At 75.9% G+C, this 26849-nt stretch carries 24 protein-coding genes and 4 pseudogenes; 15 read left to right on the forward strand and 13 right to left on the reverse strand.

Annotated elements, in window-relative coordinates:
- Positions 1–103: 103 nt before the first annotated feature.
- The 5 genes from ACI784_RS04850 to ACI784_RS04870 form a co-directional block, all read right to left on the reverse strand.
- Complete coding sequence (locus ACI784_RS04850; RefSeq protein WP_457012654.1) at positions 104–1192, reverse strand: DNA recombination protein RmuC; 1089 nt, start codon at positions 1190–1192, stop codon at positions 104–106.
- Positions 1193–1238: 46 nt separating this feature from the next.
- Positions 1239–1787 carry a methylated-DNA--[protein]-cysteine S-methyltransferase gene (locus tag ACI784_RS04855; protein ID WP_456921752.1) on the reverse strand — a complete coding sequence of 183 codons (549 nt, stop codon included), beginning with the start codon at positions 1785–1787 and terminating at the stop codon, positions 1239–1241.
- Entirely contained in the window at positions 1784–3274 is a 1491-nt protein-coding gene (locus tag ACI784_RS04860; protein WP_456921753.1) for an AlkA N-terminal domain-containing protein, read from the reverse strand. The genes ACI784_RS04855 and ACI784_RS04860 overlap by 4 nt, the downstream gene beginning before the upstream one ends.
- A gap of 60 nt (positions 3275–3334) precedes the next feature.
- Entirely contained in the window at positions 3335–3637 is a 303-nt protein-coding gene (locus tag ACI784_RS04865; RefSeq protein WP_456921754.1) for a hypothetical protein, read from the reverse strand.
- A gap of 65 nt (positions 3638–3702) precedes the next feature.
- Entirely contained in the window at positions 3703–3921 is a 219-nt protein-coding gene (locus ACI784_RS04870) for a hypothetical protein (RefSeq protein WP_456921755.1), read from the reverse strand.
- A gap of 152 nt (positions 3922–4073) precedes the next feature.
- Between ACI784_RS04870 and ACI784_RS04875 the strand changes: the two genes are divergently transcribed.
- Positions 4074–4577: an N-acetyltransferase family protein gene (locus ACI784_RS04875; RefSeq protein WP_456921756.1), complete on the forward strand. Its 504-nt coding sequence runs from the start codon at positions 4074–4076 to the stop codon at positions 4575–4577.
- Here the strand turns inward: ACI784_RS04875 and ACI784_RS04880 are convergent.
- Complete coding sequence (locus tag ACI784_RS04880; RefSeq protein ID WP_457012655.1) at positions 4561–5598, reverse strand: alpha/beta fold hydrolase; 1038 nt, start codon at positions 5596–5598, stop codon at positions 4561–4563. The two genes, ACI784_RS04875 and ACI784_RS04880, sit on opposite strands and share 17 nt — an antisense overlap.
- A gap of 43 nt (positions 5599–5641) precedes the next feature.
- On the opposite strand from ACI784_RS04880, the gene ychF reads away from it, so the two are divergent.
- Positions 5642–6715, forward strand: a complete 1074-nt coding sequence (gene ychF / locus ACI784_RS04885; RefSeq protein WP_457012656.1) for a redox-regulated ATPase YchF — start codon at positions 5642–5644, stop codon at positions 6713–6715.
- Between the two features lie 117 nt (positions 6716–6832).
- On the opposite strand, the gene ACI784_RS04890 is transcribed toward ychF, so the two are convergent.
- The 5 genes from ACI784_RS04890 to ACI784_RS04910 all read right to left on the reverse strand — a co-directional run bounded on the left by ACI784_RS04890 (position 6833) and on the right by ACI784_RS04910 (position 13521).
- Positions 6833–8446, reverse strand: coding sequence for a molybdopterin-dependent oxidoreductase (locus tag ACI784_RS04890; RefSeq protein ID WP_457012657.1), 1614 nt, complete (start codon positions 8444–8446; stop codon positions 6833–6835).
- A gap of 34 nt (positions 8447–8480) precedes the next feature.
- Positions 8481–8960 carry a hypothetical protein gene (locus ACI784_RS04895; RefSeq protein ID WP_457012658.1) on the reverse strand — a complete coding sequence of 160 codons (480 nt, stop codon included), beginning with the start codon at positions 8958–8960 and terminating at the stop codon, positions 8481–8483.
- Between the two features lie 54 nt (positions 8961–9014).
- Positions 9015–10154 (reverse strand): flavin-containing monooxygenase, encoded by a 1140-nt coding sequence (locus ACI784_RS04900; RefSeq protein WP_457012659.1) that lies wholly within the window; start codon positions 10152–10154, stop codon positions 9015–9017.
- Between the two features lie 70 nt (positions 10155–10224).
- Entirely contained in the window at positions 10225–10698 is a 474-nt protein-coding gene (locus tag ACI784_RS04905; RefSeq protein WP_457012660.1) for a hypothetical protein, read from the reverse strand.
- A 123-nt stretch (positions 10699–10821) separates the two neighbouring features.
- Positions 10822–13521, reverse strand: a complete 2700-nt coding sequence (locus ACI784_RS04910; protein ID WP_457012661.1) for an AAA family ATPase — start codon at positions 13519–13521, stop codon at positions 10822–10824.
- Positions 13522–13650: 129 nt separating this feature from the next.
- Between ACI784_RS04910 and ACI784_RS04915 the strand changes: the two genes are divergently transcribed.
- The 4 genes and pseudogenes from ACI784_RS04915 to ACI784_RS04930 form a co-directional block, all read left to right on the forward strand.
- Entirely contained in the window at positions 13651–15189 is a 1539-nt protein-coding gene (locus ACI784_RS04915) for an MFS transporter (protein ID WP_457012662.1), read from the forward strand.
- 245 nt (positions 15190–15434) lie between these two features.
- Positions 15435–15560: pseudogene (locus tag ACI784_RS04920) on the forward strand (DUF4865 family protein); the annotation flags it as partial.
- Positions 15529–15672, forward strand: a pseudogene (locus ACI784_RS04925) (DUF4865 family protein); the annotation flags it as partial. The pseudogenes ACI784_RS04920 and ACI784_RS04925, both read left to right, overlap by 32 nt.
- 25 nt (positions 15673–15697) lie before the next feature.
- Positions 15698–16075 (forward strand): annotated as a pseudogene (locus ACI784_RS04930) (DUF4865 family protein); the annotation flags it as partial.
- A 112-nt stretch (positions 16076–16187) separates the two neighbouring features.
- Here ACI784_RS04930 and ACI784_RS04935 read toward each other — a convergent pair.
- Together ACI784_RS04935 and ACI784_RS04940 are read right to left on the reverse strand one after the other, a co-directional pair.
- Positions 16188–16988: an SDR family oxidoreductase gene (locus tag ACI784_RS04935; RefSeq protein ID WP_457012663.1), complete on the reverse strand. Its 801-nt coding sequence runs from the start codon at positions 16986–16988 to the stop codon at positions 16188–16190.
- Positions 16981–17622: a DJ-1/PfpI family protein gene (locus ACI784_RS04940; protein WP_457012664.1), complete on the reverse strand. Its 642-nt coding sequence runs from the start codon at positions 17620–17622 to the stop codon at positions 16981–16983. Before ACI784_RS04940 ends, ACI784_RS04935 begins: the two co-directional genes overlap by 8 nt.
- A gap of 211 nt (positions 17623–17833) precedes the next feature.
- On the opposite strand from ACI784_RS04940, the pseudogene ACI784_RS04945 reads away from it, so the two are divergent.
- The 9 genes and pseudogenes from ACI784_RS04945 to ACI784_RS04985 form a co-directional block, all read left to right on the forward strand.
- Positions 17834–18301, forward strand: a pseudogene (locus ACI784_RS04945) (carboxymuconolactone decarboxylase family protein); the annotation flags it as partial.
- A 14-nt stretch (positions 18302–18315) separates the two neighbouring features.
- On the forward strand, positions 18316–18483 hold the full coding sequence (locus ACI784_RS04950; RefSeq protein ID WP_457012666.1) for a hypothetical protein: 168 nt from the start codon (positions 18316–18318) through the stop codon (positions 18481–18483).
- On the forward strand, positions 18456–18803 hold the full coding sequence (locus tag ACI784_RS04955) for an alpha/beta fold hydrolase (RefSeq protein ID WP_457012667.1): 348 nt from the start codon (positions 18456–18458) through the stop codon (positions 18801–18803). The genes ACI784_RS04950 and ACI784_RS04955 overlap by 28 nt, the downstream gene beginning before the upstream one ends.
- Before the next feature lie 154 nt (positions 18804–18957).
- Complete coding sequence (locus ACI784_RS04960) at positions 18958–19191, forward strand: heavy-metal-associated domain-containing protein (protein WP_457012668.1); 234 nt, start codon at positions 18958–18960, stop codon at positions 19189–19191.
- 108 nt (positions 19192–19299) lie between these two features.
- On the forward strand, positions 19300–19434 hold the full coding sequence (locus ACI784_RS04965; RefSeq protein WP_457012669.1) for a hypothetical protein: 135 nt from the start codon (positions 19300–19302) through the stop codon (positions 19432–19434).
- Between the two features lie 66 nt (positions 19435–19500).
- On the forward strand, positions 19501–20295 hold the full coding sequence (locus ACI784_RS04970; protein ID WP_457012670.1) for an ABC transporter ATP-binding protein: 795 nt from the start codon (positions 19501–19503) through the stop codon (positions 20293–20295).
- A gap of 5 nt (positions 20296–20300) precedes the next feature.
- The gene (locus ACI784_RS04975) at positions 20301–22826 is read left to right on the forward strand and encodes an FtsX-like permease family protein (RefSeq protein WP_457012705.1); all 2526 of its coding nucleotides are present in this window, start codon (positions 20301–20303) and stop codon (positions 22824–22826) included.
- Positions 22827–23021: 195 nt separating this feature from the next.
- A complete protein-coding gene (locus ACI784_RS04980; protein WP_457012671.1) occupies positions 23022–23438 on the forward strand; it encodes a GNAT family N-acetyltransferase in 417 nt (138 codons plus the stop codon).
- A gap of 116 nt (positions 23439–23554) precedes the next feature.
- Positions 23555–26815 carry a heavy metal translocating P-type ATPase gene (locus ACI784_RS04985; protein ID WP_457012673.1) on the forward strand — a complete coding sequence of 1087 codons (3261 nt, stop codon included), beginning with the start codon at positions 23555–23557 and terminating at the stop codon, positions 26813–26815.
- Positions 26816–26849: the final 34 nt, after the last annotated feature.

Here is a 26849-nt window from a genome sequence, read left to right on the forward strand (position 1 = left end):
GCAGACCTGCCAAAACGACGGCTCCCGGCGCACACCTGGCGGTGGAGCAGGGACAGCTGTGACGAACCGGTACAGACGCGACGGCTGGGACGTCGCCGGCCGGTCAGCCCGTGGTGCCGTCCCGGTCGACGTCGACCCCGGCCGGGCGCTCACCGAGCGGCGGCAGCTCGGCCGGCCGCAGCGTGCGGATCGTCGCCTCCACCGGCGGCGGGGTCGGCACCGGCGTCTCGGAGACGCCCAGGTCGTCGAAGCGGCGGGCGGCGACCAGCACCGACGACTCGTAGGAGCCGACCGTCTCGTTGTAGCGGGTCATCGTCGAGCTCAGCGCCGAACCCAGCCGGGCGAGGTGCCCCGACAGCGTGCTCAGCCGCGCGTGCAGCCGGCGGCCCACCTCGAGCACCTGGTCGGCGTCGCGGGCCAGCCGCTCCTGCCGCCACGAGTAGGCCACCGTGCGCAGCAGGGCCAGCAGCGTGCTGGGGGTGGCGAGGACGACGTCGCGGGCGAAGCCGTACTCCAGCAGCCCGGGCTCGGCCTCCAGGGCGGTGGTGAGGAACCCGTCGGAGGGGACGAACAGCACGGTGAAGGGCGCGGCCGGGCAGAACGCCGTCGGGTAGCGCCGGGCGGACAGGGCGTCGACGTGGGCGCGCAGCTGGCGGGCGTGCGCGGCGATCCGCTCGGCGCGGACCGTGACGTCCTCGGCCTGCACCGCCTCGATGTAGCCGGTGAACGGCACCTTCGCGTCGACGATCACCTGCCGGCCGTCGGAGAGCGTGACCACCAGGTCGGGCCGGACGCCGGCGCCGGCGTCGTTGGTGCCGCTGGGCTGCTCGACGAAGTCGCAGTGCTCCAGGAGGCCGGCCACCTCGACCACCCGGCGCAGCTGCACCTCGCCCCAGCGGCCGCGCACGTGCGGCGTGCGCAGCGCCGTCACCAGCGCCGCCGTCTCCTGCCGCAGCAGCGACGAGGCCTGCCCGACGGTGCCCATCTGCTCGCGCAGCTCCCCGTGCGCGGTGGCCCGGGCCCGCTCCATGCCGGCCAGCAGCCGGTGCAGGTGGTCCAGCGACTCGTGCAGCGGGTCGAGCCCGTCGTCGGCCGGCCGGCGCCGGGAGAGCAGTGCGACGACGCCGAGGGTGGCCGCGGTGGCCAGCAGCGCGCCGAGGAGGAGACCGGTGAGCAGGGAGGCGGCGTCCATGATCGGCGAGCCTGCCGGACGGGTCCGACAGTTCGGGGGAGGCGGGTCAGACGAGGGTGAGGTGGCGCCGGGGTGTCGCGGCCGCCGCCTCGTGGTCGAGCAGCCACCGCTTCACCGGCGTCCCCCAGCGGAAACCGCCGAGGCCGCCGTCGGAACCGAGCACCCGGTGGCAGGGCACGAACAGCGCGGCGGCGTTGCGGGCGCAGGCGTTGGCCGCCGCCCGCACGGCCGAGGGCCGGCCGCACCGCGCCGCGAAGGCGGCGTAGGTGTCCGGCTCGCCGGCCGGCACGGTGCGCAGCACCTCCCAGGCGTCCTCGAGGAACGGACCGGAGCGCTGCCGGACGGGGACGCCGTCGATCGCGGTGACGTCGCCGTCGACGAAGGCGGTCACCGTGTCGAGGACGGGCAGGTGGTCGGCCCGCTCCACCCACGTGGGGCGCAGCGAGCGGTGGACCACCGGGAGCAGCTCGGCGACGTCGTCGGTCCAGCCGCTGGCGAGGACGACGTCGGAACCGTCCGGGGCGGCGGTGACGACGACGGTGAACGGTCCGGGCGGGGTGTCCACGGTGGCGAACCGGGCGGGCTGGGCGGTCATGATGCGCTCCGTTCGGAGTGGGACGGCGGGCGGCGGGTGAACAGGTCGGGGACGGCCATCGCCCACAGGTGCATGACCGCGTACGAACGCCACGGGCGCCAGCGGCTGACGGCCTCGGTGTCGGAGCTGCCGAGTGCCACCAGCGAGCGCCGCAACGCGAGGTCACCGGGCAACCACACGTCGGGGTCGGCCAACCCGCGGAGGGCGACCAGGGCGGCGGTCCAGGGGCCGATCCCGGGCACGGCGCGCAGCGCCCGGACGGCGTCGTCGCGGTCGGCACCCGGGTCGAGGGGCACCGCGCCGTCGGCGAGGGCCGCGGCCAGCGCGTGCACCGTGGCCCGGCGCGCCCCGGTGAGGCCGACGGTGGTCAGGTCGGCCTCGGCCAGCGCGGCGCCCCGCGGGAACACGTGCGTGAGCGTGCCGACCGGCTCGGGCAGCGGCGTGCCGGCCGCCGCCAGCAGCCGGGCGCCGAGGGTGCGGGAACCGGCCACCGAGACCTGCTGGCCGAGCACCGCGCGCACGGCCAGCTCGCCGGCGTCGGGGGCGGCGGGCACCCGGCGGCCGGGGGCGGTGGCGACGAGCGCGGCCAGGGCCGGGTCGGCCCCCAGGACGTCGTCCACCGCGGCGGGGTCGGCGTCCAGGTCGAGCATCCGGCGGCAGCGGGCCACCGCCACCCCGAGGTCCCGCAGCTGCGTCAGCCGCAGTCGTGCGGTCACCCCGGGGGCGCCGGCGGTGGGGGAGAGCCGGACGACGGCCGGGCCGTGCGGCAGGTCGAGCACGCGGGCGTACGTCGTCCCGTCCCACTCCTCGAGGCCGGGGACGGCGTGCGCGCCCAGGAAGAGCAGGACCTCCTCCGCCGGGTAGGGGTCGCGGGCGGCCAGCCGGAGGGTGAGTTCCCCCGGGGCGCCGGAGGGGGCGGCGGGGGCGGTCCGGCGCAGTCCGGTCGGGGTGGTCGCGAAGAGCTCGCGGACGGTGTCGTTGAACTGCCGGATGCTGGCGAACCCCGCGGCGAAGGCGACGTCGGCCATGGGCAGGGTGGTGGTCTCGACGAGCACGCGGGCGGTCTGCGCGCGCTGGGCGCGGGCGAGGGCCAGCGGTCCGACGCCCAGCTCGGCCACGAGCAGCCGGTGCAGCTGGCGCTCGGAGTAGCCCAGCCGGGCGGCCAGGCCGGGGACGCCGGAGCGCTCCACCTCGCCGTCGGCGATCAGCCGCATGGCGCGGGCGACGACGTCGGCGCGGACGTCCCACTCCGGGGAGCCGGGGACGGCGTCGGGGCGGCACCGCCGGCAGGCCCGGTACCCGGCGGCCTGGGCGGCGGCCGCGGTGGAGAAGAAGCTGACGTTGCGGGCCAGCGGGGTGCGGGCCGGGCAGGAGGGCCGGCAGTAGATGCCGGTCGTGGCGACGGCGGTGAAGAACCACCCGTCGAAGCGGGCGTCGCGGCTGGTCACCGCCCGGTAGCACCGCTCGGCGTCGAGGGAGCTCGTCATGCACCGAGCATGGCAGCCGGAGGGGCGGAGGACTGGCGGTTTTCGGACGGGGCCGTCGTCCTAGTGCAGGCGCCCGTCGTCCCGGACGACGCGCAGGTGCGGCCCGGTGCCGACGTCGCCGCGGACGTCGTGCACCTGCGGCAGCCCGGCCGCCCGCCGCACGCGGTTCTCGGGGACGTCGATCGCCGTGGCCAGCGCCGCCGCCAGCCGCTCGCTGACCATGCCCGAGTGCCGGCCGTGCGCGATCCGGGCGATCGTCTCCGGGGCGACCGCCCAGTGCGCCCGCCGGGAGGCGTCCTCGGCGGTCGCGCCCAGCTCGATCAGGCGCCGCTGCACCAGCTGCTGCAGCTCGTTGTCGGCCACCCCGGCAGGCTATGCGCGGACGCGCCGCCGGTCAGCCCGGATCGCCGGACCGGCGGGTCGCCGGGTCAGCGGGGGAGGGCGACCCGGGCGCGCGGAGCGGGAGCGCTGCGGCGCCGGATCCAGCGGGCCCAGGAGTCCAGCGCGGCCGCGAGGAGCACCAGCCCCAGGCCGCCGAACAGGTTGGCCGGGCGCGTCTCGGGCAGCAGCACGGCGAGCAGCAGCGCGGCGGTGCCGCCGACGACGAGCACGCCCGCCGCCGGGCCGGTCCACAGTCCTCGTTCCACGGTCGTTCCCCCCGTCGACCCGCGGATCCCCCGATACGCGGTGAGGTCACGGACGGTAGTGGCTGCCCGTGGCGCTGACCAGGTGTTCTCCTCCTGAGGGGTGGTGGCGGTCACCATCCGTGTGTGCGTGACACCGGGGCGAGGATGGGCCGATGACACAGCCGGAGCCGGACGTCGTCGTCCGCCGGGCGCGCCCGGCCGACGCGGCGGAGCTGGCCGCGGTGAGCCGGGCGGCCATCGAGGGCTCCGCCGCCGGGCACTACACGCCGGCGCAGCTCGCGGCGTGGGCCGCGCGGCGGTCCGACGCCGCGCACGCGCGGTTCGTCGAGACGACGACCGTGCTGGTGGCCGAGGTGGACGGCGTCGTGGCCGGGTTCGCCTCGGTGGCGCTGTCGCCCGTCGACGCGCTGGTGGCGGGGGAGGTCGACCAGCTGTACGTGGCGCCGTCCGCGGGCGGGCGCGGGGTGGCGCGGGCGCTGCTGACGGCGGTGGAGTCCGTGGCGCGGACCGCCGGGCTGGCGTCGCTGGTCACGCACGCGTCGTGGCGGGCGGCGCCGGTGTTCGAGCGCATGGGCTTCCGGCAGGTCGCGGTCGAGAGCGTGACGCTGGACGGCGAGACCCTGACCCGGGCCCGGATGGTCAGGCCGCTGGACTGACCGGCTCTCCCGCCGGCGACGCGTCGGCCGCGGGCGGCAAGGCGCGGGCGAGCAGCTCGACCAGCAGCCGGCTGACCTCCGCGCGGCGCTCCAGCTGGACCATGTGCCCGACCCCCGGGTACACGGCGAGCTCGGCCATCGGCAGCGCGTCGGCGATGACCCGGCTGTGCTGGACCGGGCAGAGCCGGTCGGCGTCCCCGACGACGACCAGCGCGGGCACCTCGGCGAGCGCCGCCAGCGCCCGGACCCGGTCGTGGTCGGAGAAGGTCGGCAGGAAGGCGGCCACGGTCTCGGCGGAGCAGGCGCGGTGCACCTCCCGCGTCATGGCGACGTCCGCGGGGTCGGCGTCCGGACCGAACACCAGCCGCATGGCCGACCCGCCGACCGTGCGCGCCCTCCCGGCGAGCTCGGCACGGGCGTTGCGCTCGTTGAGCACCGGCAGCACCTTCTTGACCACCCGGGCGACGGGCGCCGGGAGGCCGTACGTGACGGCGTCCATCTGCCCGGAGCTGGTCGCGACGAACGCGGCGGCGACGACGCGGTTACCGAACAGCTCCGGCCGCTGCTCGACCAGGGCCATGAGCGTCATCCCGCCCATGGAGTGACCGCCGAGGACGACGGGCCCGGCCGGGGCGACGGCCTCGACGACGCGCGCCAGGTCGCGGCCGAGCTGCTCGATGGTGGCGCGGTCGCGGGCCGAGCGGCCGGAGGCGCCGTGCCCGCGGTGGTCGTAGGTGACGACGCGGAGGTCGGGGCGGGCGTCGAGGAGGTCCCGGACCTGGCCGGCCCACAGGCGGGAGGACTGCACGTAGCCGTGCGCCAGGACGACGGTGGCGCTGGGCTGGTCGGCGCCGAAGACCTCGACGTGCAGCGGGACGCCGTCCTCGGTGGTCACGGTGCGCTCCTGACCGCGCGGCACCGGGACCGGCCGTGACGGGGCGGCGGGCCGGGCAGCGCGGCGGCGGGCGGCCGCTGCGGCGGCGACGGTCAGGCCGGCGAGGGCCACGGTGCGCGTGCGCATCGGCACAGTCTGCCTGCGGGCGAGCCACGTAGGCTGGACCCCCGTGAGTCTCACCATCGGCATCGTCGGGCTGCCCAACGTCGGCAAGTCGACGCTGTTCAACGCGTTGACCAAGAACGACGTCCTGGCCGCGAACTACCCGTTCGCCACCATCGAGCCCAACATCGGTGTGGTAGGCGTGCCGGACCCGCGGCTGGCGAAGCTGACCGAGCTGTTCGGCTCGCAGAAGACCATCCCGGCCACGGTGTCGTTCGTGGACATCGCCGGCATCGTGCGCGGCGCCTCCGAGGGGGCCGGGCTGGGCAACAAGTTCCTGGCCAACATCCGCGAGAGCGACGCGATCTGCCAGGTGATCCGGGTGTTCACCGACCCCGACGTGGTGCACGTCGAGGGCAAGGTCGACCCGGCCGACGACATCGAGACGATCAACACCGAGCTCGTCCTCGCCGACATGCAGACGCTGGAGAAGGCGATCCCGCGGCTGGAGAAGGAGGCGAGGAAGGACAAGGAGCGCGCCGCGCTGCTCTCCGCCGCCCTCGACGCGCAGAAGGTGCTGGACGAGGGCCGGACCCTGTTCGCCGCCGGCGTCGACCCCGAGCCGCTGCGCGAGCTGACCCTGCTGACCACGAAGCCGTTCCTCTACGTGTTCAACGTGGACGAGGAGGAGCTGGCCAACGAGTCGCTCGTCGCCGAGCTGCGGGCCCTCGTCGCGCCGGCCGAGGCGATCCTCATGGACGCCAAGATCGAGGCCGAGCTCGCCGAGCTGCCCGAGGAGGAGGCCGCCGAGCTGCTCGCCGGCATCGGCCAGGAGGAGCCCGGCCTGCACCAGCTGGCCCGCGTCGGCTTCGCCACGCTCGGCCTGCAGACCTACCTGACCGCCGGGCCCAAGGAGGCCCGCGCCTGGACGATCCCGGTCGGCGCGACCGCCCCGCAGGCGGCCGGCGTCATCCACACCGACTTCCAGCGCGGCTTCATCAAGGCCGAGATCGTCTCCTTCGACCAGCTCGTCGAGGCCGGGTCGATGCAGGAGGCCAAGGCCCGCGGCTGGGTCCGAATGGAGGGCAAGGACTACGTCATGGCCGACGGCGACGTCGTGGAGTTCCGCTTCAACGTGTAGACGAGCACGGACCTGCAGGAGCGTGCTCGTCACCGACGCGTACCCGAGGGTGCCCTGCACGGTGACCACGTCGCAGCCGGCGGCGATCGGACCCGAGGCACAGAAGTGCCGGAGTGCTCATGGCCATGCCGGGGTTGGACCGGCGATCCGCGCCGCGGTCGGGCTGCTGGGCTGCCGGTGACGCCAGGCGGCGACGCTGCGTGCGGCCCAGGTCACCCGGGTGACGCCTTCGCCGGCCAGCCGGCGCAGCGCCGGGCCGGCCGGACCCCCATCGACGTGGACAGAAATGGCGTGGATGCCGCGCACGCCGTGCGGGAACGGCGTGCTGGTGGCCTCCTCCTGCCACTGCCCGGTGGTGGTGCGGCAGCGCACCCGTAGCTGGTGCCGGCCGGGTGTGGCCGTCCAGCTGGCGGTCCAGGGCCGCCAGGCGTCCGGGCCGAGGTCGATTCCGAGGTCGGCGTCGGTCCACGGGCCGCCGTCGATCTCCAGCTGCACGCGATCGACCCCGACCCGTGGCGCCCATGCGTAGCCGCGGACGGTGACTTCGCCAGGCTCGAGGTGGGCGTGGGTGCGCGGGGTGTCGATGCGGGAGCCCGGGTGGACCGGGTAGGTCCCGTCGACCCAGCCACGGGAGCCCCAGTAGGACAGCGGCGGGGTGGTGGTGACGGTCAATCGCCGCAGCCACTTGAGGTTGCCGTCCTGCCCGTGCCGGCCGGAGACGAGCAGCCGGGCGGGACTGCCGTGCTCGCGGGGCAGCGGCTGCCCGGCCATGCCGACGGCGAGGAACCCGTGGGCGCGCGCGACGTCGAGGGGCAGCACGTTGGTGTATCCGTCGACGGCCTCGGCGACCAGCCAGTCGTTCCCGTCGGCAACGTCGGCCAGATCGAGCAGGTCGGCCAGGCCGATGCCGGTCCAGCGGGCGCAGCCCATGCGATCGCCGCCGACCGGGTTGTGCACGCAGACCATCAGCAGGTCCCGCTCGGCCAGCGGCAGGGCGAGCAGTTCGGGCAGGGAGAGCGACAGCGGCTCCCCTACTTCGCCGTCCACCTGGAGCCGCCAGGCGTCGGGGTCGGTGCGCGGCTCCGGAACGGTGACGTCGATGACGACCAGTTCTCCGGGCTGGGCGAGCAGCGACGCCACTCCCGGCTGCGCTGCGGCGGCGGTCACCGGGACCGGCGGCAGCGGCCGGGCCGGGGCCGGCAGCCGTACCCGGTCGCGCAGCGCAGAGGCAGCGCGGCGGCGGGCCCGGCGGTCGGTGACCACGACGGCCGCCGTGGCGGCTGCTCCGGCGGTCAGCACGGCGGGCATCCGGACCGGCAGCGGGGCGACCGCGGTCGCGGCGGTGAGCATGCCGGCGACCGTGGCCGCGGCGGTGTCCCCGACCGAGGCGTCGCCGCGGCGCAGCGCGAGGTAGCCGCCGAGCGCGTGCGGCACCGCCGCTACTGCGGCACCGAGCAGCGGCCGCCGGCCGGCCAGGGCACCGCCCACGGCGGCGGCCAGGCCGCTGGTGCCGGCCGCGAGCACGGCCAGGCCCGGCTTGTCGGCCCGGCCGACGAGGGCGACGCCGCCATCGACCAGCATCGCCGGTGCGGCATCGACCAGCCCGCGCGCCAGGCCCGAGGACGGTGAGCGGCCGCGGCGGGTGGCGGAGGCGGTGATCTCTCCGGCCACGGCGGCCAACAGCCCGGCGAGCAGGCCGGCCCCGGGACGTGCGATGTGGTGAGCGGTCATCGGGATCTCCTCGGGTGCTGGTTCGGTCGGTCGGTCAGTCGTGAGCAGGGGCCGTCGCGGACGGCGGGCCGCTCGGCGTCAGCGGCTGGACGGGTATCGCCACCGCCACGGCGAGCACGGTGGTGACCGGCCCCCACAGCACGAGCCCGGCCGGGGACAGCCAGCCGAGCGCGGCCGGTCCCGCCAGCACGACCACCGGCGCCCCGATGACCGTGAGCACGGCACCGGCCGGCCAGCCGCGGCACCACAACCATCCGGTGCCGGCGAGTGCCCAGCCGGTGACGACGGCAGCGGCGGCCGGCCAGGTGGTCGCGCCGAACCGCGACCATCCGAGCTGGAGGGCGACCACGGCGGCCAGCAGCGGCAGCAGCGTCACGCTCACACCGATGAGGAACCGGGCCATCGTGCGGTCGCCGCGGACCGCAGGGGCCGCCGACGGGGCCGGACGCGTCGTCCAGACGGGCGCCACGGACGCGTCGTGCACGGCGGGACAGCGCAGGGTCGCGGGGGACATCGGTGCCTCCTTCGGCGGGTGGGTGCCAGGGATGCTGAAGACGCACCTGGGAGGTCACGCCGGCAGAACCGCCGGGTCGCGGTCGGTCGTGCGAGCGGCGTCCTGGCCGGCGTCGGTGGCCATGCGGTCGGAGAGGGCGGCGGCGTCGGCGCCGACGAAGCCGAGCAGCGCCGAGCCGCGGCGGGTCTGCCAGGGCAGGCCGAGGAAGTACAGCCCGGGCACGCCGGTGACCCCGGCGTCGTGGCGGACGGTGCCGGCGTCGTCGACGACGCCGGGCGCGTGCAGCCAGGAGTAGTCGGGGCGGTAGCCGGTGGCCCACACGACCGCGTCGACGTCGACGGTGCTGCCGTCGGCGAAGGTGGCGGTGCGCCCGCTGAGGCCCGTCAGCCGCGGCCGGAAGTCGATCCCGCCGCGCCGTAACCGACGGCTGCGAGTGCCGATGACCAGGTCGCCGCGGGCGTGCAGCCGCCGGGCGATGCGGGTGTGCGCGGGCACGGTGAAGAACCCGGACTTGGTGAGCCAGGAGAACAGGTCGCGGCCGGCGATCCGCTGGGGGAGCTCGGTCGGGCGCGTGCCGACCGCAACGGTGACCGGCTGGGTGGCGCCCAGCTCGGCGGCGATCTGCAGGCCGGAGTTGGCCGCACCGACCACCAGCACCCGGCCGGCGCCGGGCAGCTGGGTCGGGTTGCGGTACTGGGCGCTGTGCAGCTGTGGCACGCCCCGGTCCAGCCGGCCGGCGATCGCGGGGATGTGCGGGGTCTGGAAGGGGCCGGTGGCGACGACGACCTGCTTCGCGCGCAGGATGCCGGTGGGCGTGGTGGCCGCGAAGGTGCCGTCGGCGTCGCGGTGCAGCCGCAGCACCCGGGTGTTCAACCGGACCGGCAGGGCGAAGTGGGCGGCGTAGGCGGCGAGGTAGTCGGCGACGTCGTCCTTGCTCGGGTGTGTGTCGGCCGGGGCGGGGAACGGCAGGCCGGGCAGCGCGTCGTACTGGGCCGGGCTGAACAGCCGCAGGGAGTCCCAGCGGGACCGCCAGGAGGAGCCGATCTCCGGGCCGGCGTCGACGAGCAGGAAATCCGCGCCGCGGGCGGCGAGGTGGTGGCCGAGGGCGAGGCCGGCCTGGCCGGCGCCGATCACGAGGACGTCGAGCGGCTCGCCGGTTCCCGCGGGCCGGGGCGCGGGCAGAGGCGTGGGCATGGGGATCTCCTGACGGGCGAGGACGGGACGCGGCATGACGGGTGCGGTGCGACGGCAGGCGCGCGGGCGGTCAGACGAGGCCGACGGTGAGCAGCGCGGCGGCGAGGATGGGGTCGGCGACCAGGCAGGTCTCGGCGTACCAGCGCGGCACCGCCCGGCCGATGCGGTGGTGGACGACGTCCCAGGCCGCGTGCGCGATCCAGCCGGCGGCGAGCACGTACCGGGCGGTGGCGACGTCGACGGTGACCGCCGCCATCGCGATCGCGCCGAGGGCGAGCACGGCGGTGGTCTGCGCGGTCAGCAGCCGCCGGTCCGTCAGGTCGCCGCGGGCGGTACCCCAGGCGAGGTAGATGACCGCGGCGAGCAGCACGCACCAGGCGCTGACCCACACCTGCACCTGGGCGGGGAACCGCGCGACGAGCACGAAGCTGTTGACGGCGGCGACGGCGCCGAGCGCGGTCGGCCAGCGGTGGGCCAGCGCGCCGCGCAGGCCGCCGGCCCGCCGGGCCGGGGACTCCGTGGTTGCCGCGGTGGCGCTGGTCATGGGTGGGCTCCTTCGTCCGGGCTGGGTCTGGCTCGGACGCTAGGAGCGGGCCGGCGGCGTCACGCCGGGAAAACCGCCAGGTTCACAGCCGGACACCGTCACCGACGGGCCGGTGGGCGGTGCCTAGTCCAGGGGAAGGGCGGTGAGCTCGGCGCGGGAGGCCACGCCGAGCTTGCTGAACACGTTCCGCAGGTGGAAGTCGATCGTGCGGGGACTGACGAACAGCCGCGCGGCGGCGTCCCGGTTCGACAGTCCCTGCCGGACCAGGGCGGCGACCTGGCGTTCCTGCGCGGTCAGGTCGGTGGCGGTGGTGACATCGCGGCGGCGGGCGCTCTCCCCGGAGGCTCGCAGTTCGGTCGTCGCGCGGGCCGCCCAGCGGGTGGCCCCGAGGTCCTCGAACACCTCCAGGGCGTCGCGCAGGTGCGCGCGGGCATCGACCCGGCGGCGCGCGCGGCGCAGGTACTCGCCGAAGCCGAGGTGGATGCGGGCCCGGTCGAACCGGTGGGTGCCCGCGTCGGCGTACTTGGCCGCCCGCTCGAACTCGGCCTCGGCGTCTGCTCCGTCGGCCACCAGTGCCCGGCCGTAGGCGGCCGCGGCCAGCGCCCAGCCGGCGTCCGTGGCGCTCCCGAAGTTCTCGAGGTCGTCAGCCCAGGAGCGGGCCAGGTCGGGGCGGTCGGCGCGGACGGCGGCGTCGAGCCGGTCGAGCGCGGCCATGTGCTGGGTGCTGCGAGTGGTCACCTGCTGCAGGTGGTGCAGGGCCGCGGCGGGCGTGTCGGCGGTGAGTCCGCGGGCCCAGCGGACCAGGTCGTCGACGATCGGCGCGGTCACTCCGGCGTCAGGTGAGCCGTCCAGGGCGGCCAGGTGCCCGGCGAGCTCGCTCCCGTCGTTCCTCAGCGCGGCCAGCAGCGCCAGCCAGGCGCGCGGTAATCGCGTGAGCGCCGGCTGGCCGCTGCTGCCGGCCAGGTCGAGGGCCTCGGCCGCCCCCGCGGCGGTGGCCGTCCAGTCCCCGGTCGCGATCTCACCCCAGGCCCGCCGGGTGAGGGCGTAGACGATCAGCACGAGAGCACCGCGTTCCCGTGCGTCTGCGAGCAGCCTCGCGTGCTCGGACAGCACGACGTCCCACCGGCCGAGATGGGCCGCGGCGATGCCGAGGTTGGAGCGGAGATCGGTGTCGTCGCCCGGGTCACACCCGGTGAAGGCGGCGCGGAACTGTGTCGCGGCCTCGGCGAACCGCCCGTGGCGGAGGTGCACGTGGCCCGACAGCAGCCGGGCGTAGCAGCGGCCGCGCTCGTCGGTCGCCGTGGCCGGGTCCCCGAGGGTGGCCAGCTGAGCCGTCATGTCCTCGGCGCCCTCGTCACCGAAGGACACGACCGCAGCAGCGAGCATGGTCATCGCGCGGGCGCGGTCGACGTCGAAGGGGGCGACCTCGCCGGCCGCCTGCAGCAGGATCCGGTGCCCGACCAGCGGCGATGCGACGTTCCAGTCCACCCGGGCGCGGAGCCGGTCCAGATCGGCGCGCAGCAGCGGATCGGTGGTGAGGGGACGCGCGGCATCGGCCAGCGAGCGAGCCCGCTCGGGCTGGGCGGCGAGCCAGGCCGAGTGGGCGGCGGCGGCGAGCCGGCGAGCGCGCGCCGCCGGATCCGCGGTGAGCTCGGCGGCGCGCGCCCACGCCGCGGCCGCCGCCTCGTGCCCGCCGCGCCCGGCGGCCCGGTCGGCCACGCCGTCGAGGGCGGCGACCACCGTGTCGTCGGGCCGGTCGGCCGCGGCGGCCAGGTGCCAGGCGCGCCGGTCGGGGTCGGCGCCGAGGACGTCGGCCAGCGCCCGGTGCGCGGCGCGGCGCTGGGCGCTGGTGGCCGCCCGGTACACCGCCGAGCGCACCAGTGGGTGGTAGAGGGCGAGGCCGTCGCCGTCGACACGCAGCAACCCGGACCGTTCCACGGTGTCGAGTGCGTCGTCACCGGCGTCGAGTCGTTCGGCGGCATCCCGCACCACGGTCAGCCGCCCGGTGTCATCGGCGGCGGCGATCAGCAGGAATCGCTGCGCCGAGTCGTCCAGGCGCCGGAACCGGTCGAGGAAGCCCCGCTCGACGCCGCCGGTGAGCGGCAGCGCTGCGGGCAGCGGCGCCCGCCCGGCCAGCTGCTCGCCGGTCAGGGCGGCGGCGAGCTCACCGAGCGCCAGCGGGTTCCCGCCGGTCGCGGCCACCAGCCGGTCGCGCACCGCCGGATCGACCGTCCCGCCGGCCCGCGCCGCCAGCAGTGTGTGGGCGTCGGCCCCGGTCACGCCGCCGAGGACGGCGGTGGGCAGGTCGGGAACGTCGAAGCCGTAGGGCTCGCCGTCGCGGGCGGCGAACAGCAGCGCGACCCGCTCGGCCTGCAGCCGGCGGGCGACGAACAGCAGCGCCGCGGCCGAGGCGTCATCGAGCCAGTGCGCGTCATCGACGACGGCCAGCACCGGGGCCTCTTCGGCGGCGTCGGCGAGCAGGCTCAACGTCCCGAGGAACGCCAGGAACCGATCGCCCTCGCCCTCGGTCTCTCCCAGTGCGGCGCGCAGCGCCGCGGCCTGCGGCGCGGGCAGCGCGTCGATGCGGGTGCGCAGCGGCCACAGCAGCCGCTGCAGCGCGGCGAAGGCCAGCGGCGACTCCGACTCCACCCCGGAGGTGCGCAGCACCCGCATGCCGGAGGCGGCGCTGACAGCATCGGCCAGCAGCGTCGACTTGCCCGACCCGGCCACGCCACGGACGACCAGCGATCCGCCGGTCCCGGTGCCCGCAGCGTCGAGCAGGGCGGCGATCGCCGCGCGTTCCGCATCCCGTCCGGCCAGCACCGGCGGAACAGTACCGACCGCAGCGGACAGGGCCCGTGATCGTGAACCTGGTGGTTTTCCCGGCGTGAGTCATCTCGGCGGTGGCGAGCGTATGAGCCAGTCCCGCAGTTCCCACCCCGAGGAGGAGCCATGTCGGCCCACCCCGCCGCCGAACCAGCGGTCCCCGCCCGCGGTCACCAGCACGCCCCCGGCCACGCTGCGCCCCACGCCCACGGGCACCCGTCCCACCACGCGCCGGGCCGCCCGTCGCCGGCCGCGGACGAGCTGCGCCGGCCGTGGACGGTGTTCGCGCTGATGATCGCCGCCCAGTTCATGGTCATCCTGGACGTGTCGGTGGTGAACGTCGCCCTGCCGTCGATCAGCGACGCGCTGCACCTGTCCGCCGGGGACTACCAGTGGACGATCAGCGCCTACGTGCTGCTGTCCGGGGGGTTGCTCCTGCTCGGCGGCCGGATCGCCGATCTGCTCGACCGCCGGGGCGCGTTCCTGACCGGCGTCGGCCTGTTCACCGCCGCCTCGCTGGTCAGCGGCCTGGCGCAGACCCCGCTCACGCTCATCCTGGCCCGCGCGGCGCAGGGAGCCGGCGCCGCCCTGCTCACCCCGGCCGCGCTGTCGATCATCATGACCGCCTACGCCGGCAAGCAGCGGCAGACCGCGCTCGCGGTGTGGGGCACCGTCGGCAGCCTCGGCATCGCCGCCGGCGTGCTCTTCGGCGGAGCGCTCACCAGCGGGCTCGGCTGGCGCGCGGTGTTCTTCATCAACGTCCCGATCGGCGTCGCCGTCGTCGCCGGCACCCTGCGCGCCGCGGCCCGCGGCGGCTCCCAGGCGCGCGCGCTGCGCCGCCTCGACGTGCCCGGCGCCCTCACCCTGGTGAGCGGGCTGCTGGCGCTGGTGTTCGGCATCGAGGCCATCCGCTCGGCCGGCTGGACAGCGCCCCGCACCTGGCTGGCGCTGGCCGCCGCCGCGATCCTGCTGGCGGTGTTCGCCCGACTCGAGCGCCGCGCCGCCGACCCCCTGGTGCCGCCGTCCACCTGGCGGATGCGGTCGCTGGTGTCGGCCTCGGCGGTGATGGCCGGCGTGACCGGCGTCGTGGTCGGCGCGATCTTCCTGACCTCGCTGTACCTGCAGGAGATCGTCGGCTCCTCACCCCTCGTCGCGGGGCTGCAGTTCCTGCCGCTGGCCACCGCGATCACCCTCGCCGCCGCCGCCGCGTCGAAGGTCATCGGCCACCTCGGGGCCCGCACCCTGATCCTCGGTGGGCTGGTCGTCATGGCCGCCGGCGTGCTGCTGCTGGCCGCCGGTGCCGGCGGCACCTCCTACGCCGCCGACGTGCTGCCCGGCTTCCTGCTCGTCGGCGCCGGCGTGGGCCCGATGTTCGTCGCCATCGCCGTCGCCGCGATGAGCGACGTCCCGGGCGAGAAGTCCGGACTGGCGTCCGGGCTGATGATGACCGGCCACGAGATCGGGGCCGCTCTCGGCGTCGCCGCCCTCACCGCCGTCGCCGGCACCCTGGCCACCTCCGCCGGCCTCATCGACGGCTACGCCCGCGCCTTCCAGCTGACCGCCGGGATCCTCGCCGCGCTGCTGCTGCTGACCGCGCTCGCCGTCCCCGTCGGCAAGCCCGGAGCCGGTGCGGGCGTCCACGGCCACGGCGCTCACGGCCACTGAGCCCCGGACCACTGGGCGGTGCGGGCCGGAACCGGCCGCACCGCCCAGTGCGGCGTCCGCCACCACGGCGGCCGCCCCCATCGCCCCGGCAGCACCCGGCCCCGCGCGCTCCGCCAGGCACGAGCTGTCCCGAGAGCGCGCCACCGGCCCGCTGCGGGGCACGAGTGTGCCCCGCGTACCACCAGGCACCCGAGGAGCCCGATGCACGCCATGCAGTACGAGACACCCTGCCCGCCGACTAGGACATGACGATCATCCGCCGCCGAGTGGCTACGAGGGGCTCAGCCACCGATGCCTTCCCCGGCCCGGGTGTGAAGGCCTGTGCCATCCGGGAGCGGGGTGTGCTCGGTTCACCGGTCAACCAGTACGCGCCGTCCTACCTGTTGGGCCGATCCGGCCGGCATGGACGAGTTCCTCTTCGGGCCGCCGTTCGCGAGGCTGGCCGCCGACTCCGGCAGGCCCGTCGTGAGGCACTGGATCGGCGTGGTCTTCCGGCCGGGGCCCCGCCTGGGAGGGCCAGCCCATCGCGGCGACCCGCACCACGAGCAGCCTGCCGGCGGAGATTCCGGTGGCCGACGTCGTCGACGCGGCCCTCGCCGACCTGGACGCGGGGCACGCCACCGGCGGATCGCACAGCTGCGCGCTGGTGGTGGACCCGGCCACGTGGGAGATCGTGCACGTCCGCCTCTGGGCTGAGGAGCCAGCGGACCGTTTGGGGGCAGCGGTACCGGGTCCTGCGCGTCCCGGCCCCGCACGTGCACGCCCTTCCCGGCGTAGGGCGGGAACCCGGAGGTCGACTCCGCGCGGGCGGCCGGCCGCAGGCAGGTACCTGTTGTCGGTGACCGCACGGCGGATCGCCGATTCGGCCGGACGGAGCCCCGGCTGAGGCGCAGGGCGGTGGGAGGGCCGTCAGATGGACGCAGAGCGGCTGTCGCGACGCTCGTCGAGGCCGGGTGGGCGCACGGCTCGTGCGCGGCGACCTGCCGGCGCGTCCCGGATCACCGCGCCGACCAGCCGCCATCGGAGGCGATCACCTGCCCGGTGATCCACTCGGCCTCGTCACTGACCAGCCAGGCCACCAGGCGGGCGGTGTCGGCGGGAGTGCTCCACCGCCGGCCCGGGTTGGCCGCGGCCACCGCTGCTCGCGTGCGCTCGTCGGCGTAGCCGGTGTCGTTCGGGCCGGGGTCGATGCAGTTCACCGTGATGCCCCGGGGCATCAGGGCGACGGCCAGGCTGGGGGTGAGCTGGTGCAGGGCGGCCTTTGTGGCGATGTAGGGCAACTCGTCGGGCATCGCGGAGTGGTACTGACCGGAGGTGAACGTCAGCAGTCGCCCGCCGGGGCGGCCGTCGTGCTGGGCGGCGAAGAACCGGGCCAGCAGCAGGGTGGCGCGGGTGTTCACCGCGTAGCTGAGGTCCAGCTCGGCGGCGGTCAGCGTGTCCAGGTCCTGCGCGCTGCTGCGGGCGTGGTTGGCGACGAGCACGTCGACGTGCCCGAACGCCGACCGGGCGGCCTGGATGAGCCGCGCGGGGGCGTCCGGGTCGGCCAGGTCAGCGGCGACGTGGCGGACCCGGCCGCCGGCGGCGCGCAGCTCGGCGACGAGCGCCTCAGCGCCGCCGGGGTCGGCGCCCCAGGGCTGCTCGGCGTCGTGCGGCGCCCAGGAGTGCAGCACCACGGCGGCGCCGTCGGCGACGAGCCGTCGGGCGATCGCCGCTCCGATGGCGATGCGGCGGCTGGCACCGGTCACCAGCGCGACCCGCCCCCGCAGCGGGCCGGACCTCGGTGCGTGGTCCTCACTCACCGCGGAGGATCGTTCCCTCCAGGGCGCGCACCAGGTCGACGATCGGTGCGGGCGCGGTCCGCGGGGAGCCGGTGTCGTGCGGCGGCTGGGGGTCGTACTCCATGCCCAGCTGGATGGCCTGGGCCGTGGCCGCGCCGGCGATCCGCTCGACCAGGGCCAGGCCCATGTCGATCCCGGCGGAGACGCCGGCCGCGGTGACGTACTTGCCGTCGACGACGATCCGCTCGTCGGCCCGCAGCGCACCCCAGTCGCCCAGCTGGTCGGCGGCCAGCCAGTGCGTCGTCGCCCGCCGCCCGGCCAGCAGGCCGGCGGCGGCCAGGACGAGCGATCCGGTGCAGACCGACGTCGTCCACGTGCTGGTGCGGTCGGCGGCGCGCAGCCACTCGTGCACCGGGCCGTCGGCCATGTGCGCGGTCTGGCCGAACCCGCCGGGCACCAGGACGACGTCCGGCGCCGGCACCTCGGCCAGCGTGGCGTCCACCTGCAGGCCGAGGCTGCCGACGTCGGTGCGCACCGGGCCCAGCCGCTCCCCGACGAACACCGTCTGTGCCCCCGGCAGGCGGCTGAGCACCTCGTAGGGGCCGACGGCGTCGAGGGCGGTGAGGCGCTCGAACAGGAAGATGGCGATCTGCATGGCGTGTCCCTGGGGATCGGTGGTCGTGTGAGCCGAACGCTAGGGACGGCTCCGGCCGCCTCACACCGGGAGGACCACCGGGTTCGGGGCGACCCGCGGCGGCACAGGACACCGGGACGGGCGGGCGCCATCCAGCCGGTGCCGGCCACGGCAGCGCGTCCCTGACCGGCACGACCGGCCGAGATCCCGGCGCCGGCGGCGACGCCGGCGGGAGCCGGCCACCGTGGCCGCGCTGACCGCGCTCGGCGCCTCCCCGGAGGAGCTGCGCGTGCACACGGCGGCCGCCCGGCGGGCGGGCGCTGACCCCGACGAGCTGGCCGCACTGCTGCACCACACGGTGCCCTACACCGGGCTGCCGCGCGTCCTGCAGGCGACCCGCGCGCTGGACGGGCTGCTCCCCGTCGGCTGGCCCGAGCGCCCGGTGCAGCTCACCGATCACCGGACCGCGGTGTTCGACCGGCCGGCGCAGGGCACGCCCGCCGGCCCGCCGATGGTCCTGGTGCACGCCCTCAGGTTGGACCGGCGCAAGTGGCGCGACACCGTCGCCGCGCTCCCGACCGACCGCCGCGTCATCGCCTACGACCTGCGCGGGCACGGCAACGCTGGTGAAGCGCCGCAGGGTGAAGGCTGCAGCACTCAGCCCAGGACCTCGACGACCTCCTCGAACGGCTCGCCATAGACACCGCCCACCCCGTGGGTCTGTCCCTGGGTGGGGCCATGGCGCAGGTGTACGCGCTGACCCGCCCGGAACGGACCAGCGAGTTCACCCTCGTGGCCACCGTCGCCACCCCGCAGCCGGCGTTTCCAGCGGCGCGGCCCCGCAGGCAGGCGGCATGGCCGGCGTGCTGGCGGCCACCATGACCCGCTGGTTCACCCCCGAGGCACTGGCGGTCAACGGAGGGCCGGTCCGCTACGCCCGCGACCAGGTCCTCCGCGCCGACCCCGACACCTGGGCCGCCAGCTGGCGGGCCCTGGCGGGGATCGACACGCTGCGGCGGCTCCCCGAGCTCCGGATGCCCACCCGGCTCATCACCGGCGAACTCGATCCCTCCACTCCGCCGCAGCTGATGGCCGAGATCGCCGCCCACGTCCCCGGCGGCCGGCTGACCGTCATCGACGGCGGCCCGCACGTGCTCAGCCTCGAGCGGCCCCGGGAACTGGCCGCAGCCATCACCCGGTGACCCACGCGGTCGCAGCCGGCTGACCGATCACCGGGCGCCGCCCTGACCGGCTCTCTGGGTGCAGATCCCGGCGATTTCCCCGGTGAGACGACCCCACCCCCGCGCCGACTCTCATTCCCGACCGCACCACCACCCGCACCGCCGAGGAGTTCCCATGCTGTCCGGTACGCCCCGCACCTTCATCGGTTCGACCACGTTCACGGTCACCGGCATGACCTGCGCGCACTGCCGGCGCGCGGTCACCGAGGAGATCGCCGCCGTCACCGGCGTCGAGTCGGTCACCGTCGACCTGGCCAGCGGCACCGTCACCGTGAGCGCCGACCGCCCGGTCGACCGCGCCGACATCGCCGCCGCCGTCGACGAGGCCGGCTACGCCCTCGTGCCGTAGCCCTCCTCGCGCCCCGCTGCCCGGGTCGCCCACCGGCACCCCACCCAGACGGCCCGGGCAGCGGCACCGGGCGCCCCACCGTCCGCCACCGCTGCGCAGGAGATCGCCATGACCTTCACCCACGAGCACCTCAGCCACTTCCGCCAGCAGGAGCTGATCCGCGAGGCCCAGCACGCCCGCCTCGTCCGCTGCCTGCGCCCGGCCCGGCCCTGGCGGCGCCCCCGCCCGTGCCCCTGCCCCTGACCGCGGCCGCCCTCACCACCTCGACCCGCTCGCCGCCCCGGCGACCCGCTCCCCGCAGGAGAGACGATGACCGTCACCGACACGCAGTCCGCCCCACCATCGACCCGGCCCGTGATCGCCGCCCGCGCGGTCGACGTGGTCAAGACCTACGGCCGTGGCGAGGCCTCAGTTCGTGCCCTCGACTCGGCCAGCGTCGCCATCCCGGCGGGGGAGTTCACCGCCGTCATGGGACCGTCCGGGTCGGGCAAGTCCACCCTGATCCACGCCCTCGCCGGCCTGGACGACATCGACTCCGGCCTCGTCCTGGTCGGAGACACCGACCTGAGCGCGCTGTCCGAGCGCGACCGCACCCTGCTGCGCCGGGAGCGGCTCGGCTTCGTCTTCCAGGCGTTCAACCTCATCCCGGCGCTGACCGCCGCGGAGAACATCGCGCTGCCGCTGACACTGGCCGGCAAGAGGCCGGACCCCGGGTGGATGAGCGAGCTCGTGCACATGCTCGGCCTGCAGTCCCGGCTCGACCACCGCCCGGCTCAGCTCTCCGGCGGCCAGCAGCAGCGGGTCGCCGTGGGCCGGGCGCTGATCGCCCGCCCGGAGCTCGTGTTCGCGGACGAGCCGACCGGCAACTTGGACTCCCGCGCCGGCGCCGCCCTGCTGACGTTCCTGCGCGACGCCACCCGCAGCTTCGGCCAGACGATCGTCATGGTCACCCACGACCCGGTCGCCGCCTCCTACGCCGACCGGGTGGTCTTCCTCGCCGACGGCCGGATCGTCGACGAGCTGACCGACCCCAACGCCGAGACGGTGCTGGCCCGCCTCGCCCGCCTCGACGGCGCCCGCCCCGACGAGCCGGTGGGGGCGTGATCGCGATGTGGCGCCTGTCCTGGTCCAATGCGCTCGCGCACCGCTCCCGGCTGACGCTGACCTGGCTGGCCGTCGCGCTCGGCGTCGCGTTCGCCGTCGGCAGTCTGGTGCTCACCGACACCAGCACCCGGCTGCTCGATGAGCAGTTCCGCACCACCGCCGCCGGGGTGGACGTCACCGTCCGGGACGCGGCGGCCTTCGACGCCGCGATGGGCGTGGAGGTGGCCCGCGATCCGCTGCCGGCCGACCTGGCCGACCGGATTGCCGCCATCGCCGGCGTCGACCGGGTCCGCCCGGTCGCGTCCGGACCCGGGCAGCTGCAGGTCCGCGGCACCGCCGTGGAACCGGCCGGGCCGACGATCCTCGGCACCTGGGCCGAGGCTCCGTTCACCGCCTACAGCCTGCGCGCCGGGCGCGCCCCGCACGGCGACGAGGTCGTCCTGGACGCCGCCACCGCCGCCGATCACGGCATCGCCGTCGGTGACACCGTCACCGTCTCCTCGACCGCCAGCCGGCCGCTGCGCGTGGTCGGCCTGACCGGCGTCGGCGATGGCGACGGGCTGGCCAACAGCACCGTGGTGCTGGTCGACCTTCCCACCGCGCAGACGCTGCTCGACCTCGGCTCCGGGGTCACCTCGGTCGACGTGATCGCCGCCGACGGTGTCGCCGTGACCGACCTGCGCGCCGACCTGGCCGCGGCTCTCGGTGGGCTGTACGCCGTCACCGGCGGCCAGGACGCCGCCGCGGCCAGCGCCGACGCAGCGAAGGAGAGCATCAGCTACCTGCGCATCGTGTTGCTGGCACTGGCCGCCGCGGGGCTGGTGGTCGGGGCGTTCCTGATCGCCAACACCTTCGGCATCGTGCTCACCCAGCGGGCCCGGGAGCTGGCGCTGCTGCGCGCCGCCGGCGCCACCGGCCGGCAGGTGTCCGCCTCCGTGCTCGGCGAGGCGTTGCTGGTCGGGATCACCGGCGCGGCCGGCGGCACCGCGGCCGGGATCGGCGCCGCGTACGCCCTGCGCGAACTCGCCTCCGGCGCCGGGCTGGCGCTGCCCGACGGCCCGCTCACCGTCACCGCCCGCACGCTGGCCGTCGGCCTGGCCGCCGGCACGCTGGTCGCCCTGCTCGCCGCGCTCGGCCCGGCCCGCCGCGCCGCCCGCACCCCACCGGTCGAAGCGATGCGGGCCTCCGACCCGGCGCCCACCGCCCCTCGGCGGGGCCGGCTGATCGCCGGCTGGATCCTGCTCGGCCTGGGCCTGGTGCAACTGGTCGCGGCCGCGCTGCTGGGCAACGTCGCCGGCGTCGGTCTCGGCGCGGTGCTGCTGCTGGCGGCGCTGGTCGTGCTCGGTCCCGTGCTCGCGCCGCGGCTGGCGCAGGCCGTCGGCCGCCCGCTGACCGGCCTCGGCGTGCCCGGGCGGCTGGCCAGGGAGTCCACCGTGCGCAACCCGCGGCGCACCGCAGCCACCGCGATGGCCCTGGCACTCGGCCTGGCGCTCATCTCCTTCGTCGCAGTGCTCGGCAGCTCGGTCAAGGCGATCGGCGCCGCGTCCACCGAGGCCATCACCGCCGACCTGCTCGTGCAGAGCTCCCGCGACGAGATGCTCGGCGGGCTCTCCCCGGAGGTCGCCGCTCGCGTCGCCGACCTCCCGGAGGTCGCCGCGACCTCCTCGGTCCGCTTCGGGCACTGGCTGGACGGCGGCATGACCAGTGCGCTCACCGCCGTCGACCCGGCCACCCTGCCGAAGGTCGCCGACGTGCAGATGACCGCCGGCAGTCTGGCGGCGCTCGACGGCGGGGGCGTCGTGCTCGCCGCCGACGTCGCCGCCGAGCGCGGCCTGGCCGTCGGCGACACGCTGGCGATGACCTTCTCCCGGCACGGTGAACAGCGGCTGCAGGTGGTCGGCTTGATGGCCGATGACTCGGCCCGGGCGCTGTCGACCAGCTACGTCCTCTCGCTGGGCACCTACGCGCAGCACTTCAGCGAGAACGTCGACGCCACCGTCTACGTCGCCCTCGCCGACGGCGTCGACCCGGGCCAGGCGCGGACGGCGCTGAAGTCGGCGGTCGCGGACTTTCCCAACGCGGAGGTGCTCGACCAGGCCGAGGCCGCCGCCGGCCGCGCGGCCGCGGTGGACCAGGTGCTCGGGCTGATCACCGTGCTGCTCGGGTTCGCGGTCCTGATCGCGCTGCTGGGCATCACCAACACCCTGGCGCTGTCCATCGTCGAGCGGACCCGGGAGATCGGGCTGCTGCGGGCGGTCGGCATGACCCGGGTGCAGCTGTCCTGGATGGTCCGCGCCGAGGCGGTGCTCATCGCGGCGGTCGCCGTGGTCACCGGCGTCGCCCTCGGGCTGGGCCTGGCCGCGGCCACCCTCGCCGGGCTGGCCGCGGACAACCCCCTGGTCATCGAGGTTCCCGTCGGACAGCTGCTGGCCGTCGTCTCCGTCGCGGTGCTCGCCGGGCTGGTCGCCGGCCTGTTGCCCGCCCGCCGCGCCGCCCGGCTCGACGTGCTCACCGCCATCGCCACCCAGTGACCGGTCGCGCCGGCCCGCCACCGAGCGGGCCAGCGCGCCAGGGATCAGTGCCCGCACCCCCCGTCCGCCGGCGACCGGCCGCCGCCGACCGCCCATCCGATCAGGAGCTGCCATGACCGACGCCCCCACGACCGCCCCCACGCCGCGGTCGAGATCCGCCGGGCCACCCCGGCCGATGCCACCGAGGTAGTGACGATGGTCCGCGAGATCGCCGTGCACGAGGACCAGGCCGCGCACGTGAGGGTCACGGACGAGCAGTGGCACGGGCTGCTCGAGCGGCCCGAGGTGGTCGTGCTGCTCGCCGAGCGTGACGGCGCTGCCGTCGGCTACGTCTCCGCGATCCGGCAGCTGCACCTGTGGACCGGTGGCGACGTGCTCGACCTCGACGACCTGTACGTCCGGCCCGGGCACCGCGACGCCGGCGTCGGCCGGCGGCTGATGGCCGCCCTCGCCACCGTGGCCGCACCCGAGCAGCTGCTCATCCGGTGGGGCATGGAGGTCGACAACGTCGCCGCGCAGCGGTTCTACCGCCGCCTCGGCGCCACCCTGCGGCCCAAGATCCTCGCCGCCTGGCCGCCCGCCGCCTACGCCGGCCTGGCCGCCGGCAGCTGACCTGACCCCGGCACCGCGCCAGGCCGGTGAACCTGGCGATTTCCCCGGTCCGAGGCCGCCCACCGACGCCGACGATCGAGCCGTAGCCCGACCCGCCCGTCCACCAGGAGACCGCGATGACGACCACCGCACCGGCCACCGCAACCGCGGCGACCGAGGCCAGCGCCAGCTGCACCCTCGACATCGGCGGCATGACCTGTGCCTCCTGCGTGGGCCGGGTGGAGAAGGTCCTGCGCCGGGTCGACGGCGTGGCCGGCGCCGAGGTCAACCTGGCCACCGAGGTCGCCACCGTCCGCTTCGACCCGGCCCAGGTGAGCCTGGAAGAGCTGACCGCCGCGGTGGCCCGCGCCGGCTACACCGCGACCCCGCGCCGCGAGGCCCAGCCCACCGCGGAGCGCCCCGCCGCCGGCGCACCCGACGGGGACCGGGACGGTGAGGTGCACCTGACCTCCCTCAAGCGCAAGTGGCAGATCACCCTCGCCACCGGCCTCGGGCTGATGGCGCTGATGTACGTGCCGCTGTACCTGGACACGATGGACTGGCTGATGCCGGCGATCCTGGTCGTCGCCACCGTCGTGCAGGTCTGGGCCGGCCGCGACGTCTACCGCGCCGCGTGGACCGCCGCCCGGCACCGGTCCACGAACATGAACACCCTGGTGGCGCTGGGCACCGGCGTCGCCTACGGCTACAGCGCCTTCGTCACCCTCTGGCCCGCTGCGGCCGAGCGGTGGGGGCTGCCGCTGCACGTGTACTTCGAGACCTCGCTGGTGATCCTCGCCCTGGTCCTGGCCGGCCGGTGGATGGAGGCCCGCGCCAAGAAGCAGACCGCCGCGGCGATCACCGCCCTGGTCGGCCTCGCCCCGAAGACCGCCCGGGTGGTGCGTGACGGCGCCGAGGTCGACGTGCCCGTCGAGCAGGTCGTCGTCGGCGACCGGGTCCGGGTGCGGCCGGGGGAGAAGGTCCCGGTCGACGGCGTCGTCACCGACGGAGCGACCGCGGTGGACGAGAGCATGCTGACCGGGGAGAGCCTGCCGGTCGACAAGACGGTGGGGGACACCCTCATCGGCGCCACGATCAACCGCACCGGCACCGTGGTGCTGCGGGCGACCGCGGTCGGCGCCGACACCGCGCTGGCGCAGATCGTCCGCCTGGTGGAGGACGCGCAGGGCGCGAAGGTGCCACTGCAGCGCCTCGCCGACCGGGTCTCGGCGTGGTTCGTGCCGATCGTCCTCGGCCTGGCCGCGGCCACGTTCGTCGCCTGGACCCTGCTCGGCCCGGACACCGGCCGGTTGACGATGGCCATCACCACCACCATCGCGGTGCTGATCATCGCCTGCCCGTGCGCGCTCGGACTGGCCACGCCGACCGCGGTCATGGTGGGCACCGGCCGCGCCGCCGAGCTGGGCATCCTGATCGGCAACGGCGACGCGCTGGAGACCGCCCGCCGGGTCACCGCCGTCGTGCTGGACAAGACCGGCACCATCACCCGCGGCAAGCCCGCGCTCACCGGCATCACCACCACCGGGGGCTGGACCGAGGACGACGTCCTGGCCCTCGTGGCGGCCGCGGAGACCGGCAGCGAACACCCCGTCGGTGAGGCGCTCGTCGCCGCCGCCCGGGCCCGCTTCCTCGACCTGCCGCCACTGCGCACCTTCGACGCCGTTCCCGGCCACGGCATCGACGCCGTCGTCGACGACCGGCACGTGCTGGTCGGCAACGCCGCACTGATGACCGCCCACGGCGTGGACGTCACCGCGCTCGCCGGCACCGCGGCCTCCGCAGCGGCGGCGGGTCAGACCCCGATGTTCGTCGCCGTCGACGGAGCCCCGGCCGCGGTGCTGTCGGTCGCCGACACGGTCAAGCCCGAATCGGCTGAGGCGGTCGCCCAGCTGCGGGCGCTGGGTCTGCAGGTGTGGATGCTCACCGGTGACAACGCCGCCACCGCGGCCGCGATCGCCGAGCAGGTCGGCATCGAGCACGTGCTCGCCGAGGTGCTGCCCGCCGACAAGGCGGCGCAGGTCCGCCGACTGCAGGAGCAAGGGCACGTCGTCGCCTTCTGCGGGGACGGCATCAACGACGCCGCCGCCCTCAGTGCGGCCGATGTGGGCATCGCCATCGGCACGGGGGCGGACGTCGCCATCGCCGCCTCCGACATCACCCTCATCGGCGGCGACCTGCGCGGCATCGTCTCGGCGATCGGGCTGTCCCGGCGCACCGTGACCACCATGAAGCAGGGACTGGGCTGGGCGTTCGGCTACAACCTGCTGCTGGTCCCGGTCGCGGCCGGCGCCCTGTACTGGTGGGACGGGCTGCTGCTGGACCCGGTGCTGGCGTCGGCGGCGATGGCGATGAGCTCGGTCAGCGTCGTCACCAACGCGCTGCGGCTGCGCCGCTTCCGCCGGCCGGCCACGGCGGCCGAGATCCTGTCGCCGCCGCTGCGCGCCCGCATCGGCCAGTACGCCTACCTGACCGGCGTGGCGGTCGTCGCGCTCGCCCTCGGCGCGGGGCTGACCGCCGTGTCGCGGATGGACTTCGCCGAGCGCGGCATGAACGGCCAGCTGGCCTGGGCACAAGGCACCGGCATGCCGATGCGCCCGGCGATGAGCGAGATGATGACCGCCGAGGTGCCGCCCACCGACGCCACCGACGCCGGCGTCGACGTCCGCCTCCACCTGCCCGCCGACGTGCGCCCCGGGCAGCCGACCCGGCTGGTCGCCACCGTCGTCGACGGCGAGACCGGCGAGCCGGTCGAGGACCTCACCCGCAGCCACGAGGCCTGGATGCACCTGATCGCCACCCGCGAGGACGTGGGCACCTTCGCCCACGTCCACCCCCAGCCCACCGGCGAGCCCGGGCAGCTGGCCGTGGAGATCACGTTCCCGACCGCCGGCCGGTACATCGTCAACACCGAGTTCCGCCGGCAGGGCGAGATGGGCGACGTCCACCAGCGCCAGGTCATCACGGTGGCCGGTCCCGCGCCGGAGCCGGTGAGCCTCACGGCCGGGCCGCGGAGCGTGGTGGTCGACGGGGTCCGCGTCGAGCTCGAAGGGGAGGCGACGGCCGGGAGTGTGAGCGACCTGGACTTCACGTTCACCGACGACACCACCGGCCGGCCGGTCGACGACCTGCAGCCCCACCTCGCCGCCGCCGGCCACGTCGTGGTGATGCGGGCCGACGGGCAGACCTTCGCCCACGAGCACGCCGAGGTCACCGACGCGTCCGGCCGCCCGGTCTTCGCCCTGCCGGGCCAGACCTTCGGCCCGGAGCTCGACGTGCACGCCGAGTTCGCCACCGCCGGGACGTACCGGCTGTGGGCCCAGTTCCGGCTCGCCGACGGCGACGTGATCACGGTGCCCTTCACCATCGATGTCCTCTGACCGCGGGACCGGCGTCCCCGTCTGCTGCGATCAG

This window comes from Geodermatophilus sp. SYSU D01186 (assembly GCF_054050215.1).